The organism is Pseudonocardia sp. OZ21 (assembly GCF_059359135.1).
In genome coordinates this window covers 1-960 of record NZ_JCADBN010000048.1, presented here as the reverse complement: position 1 = coordinate 960, position 960 = coordinate 1, and the positions used below count along the sequence as shown (strand labels likewise).

1 protein-coding gene is annotated in these 960 nt (G+C 68.1%); it reads left to right on the top strand.

Annotated elements, in window-relative coordinates:
- On the top strand, positions 1-960 hold a 960-nt coding region (gene sbnB / locus AC5L35_RS37325), incomplete at its 5' end, for a 2,3-diaminopropionate biosynthesis protein SbnB (protein ID WP_495064476.1).

Sequence of the window (960 nt, the reverse complement as noted above, 5' to 3'; positions counted from 1 at the left end):
GAGAAGCAGATCATGGAGGTGGTCGAGGCCACCTACCGCCTGCACGGCGCAGGCGACTCGGTGAACCCACCGTCCTACTTCCTGCGTTTCCCCGACCGTCCCGACGACCGGATCATCGCCCTGCCCGCCTCCATCGGCGGCCACGTCCGGGTCGACGGCCTGAAATGGATCTCCAGCTTCCCCGGCAACGTGGCAGCCGGCATCCCACGCGCCTCAGCCGTCCTCATCCTCAACGACCACGACACCGGCTACCCCTTCGCCTGCCTGGAAAGCTCCATCATCAGCGCCACCAGGACGGCCGCCTCCGCCGCACTCGCCGCCGACCGGCTCAGCCGCGGCCGCACCCGCCCCATTCGCGTCGGGTTCATCGGCCTCGGCCTCATCGCCCGCTACATCCACACCTTCCTCGCCGGCACCGGCTGGTCCTTCGACGACATCGGCGTGTTCGACCTGTCCACCGAACACGCCGCAGGGTTCCGCGGCTACCTCGAACAGTCCGGCACTCCCGGACGGATCACGGTGCACCGCTCCGCGGAGGACCTCATCCGCTCCAGCGACCTCATCGTCTTCGCCACCGTGGCCGCCCAGCCCCACGTCAGCGACGTGTCCTGGTTCGACCACAACCCGCTCGTCCTGCACGTGTCACTGCGCGACCTCGCCCCCGAGATCGTGCTCGCCTCCACCAACATCGTCGACGACGTCGAACACTGCCTCAAAGCCAACACCTCGCCCCACCTCGCCGAACAGCTCACGGGAAACCGCGACTTCCTGCACGGCACCTTGGACGACGTGATCGCCGGACAGGTCACGGTGCCGGCAGACCGCCCCGTGGTGTTCTCGCCCTTCGGCCTCGGCGTGCTCGACCTCGCCGTCGGCAAATACGTCTACGACGAGGTGACCCGCTCCGGCGAGTTGCACGTCGTCGACGACTTCTTCCACGAGCTGCGCCGGTACGGGTGA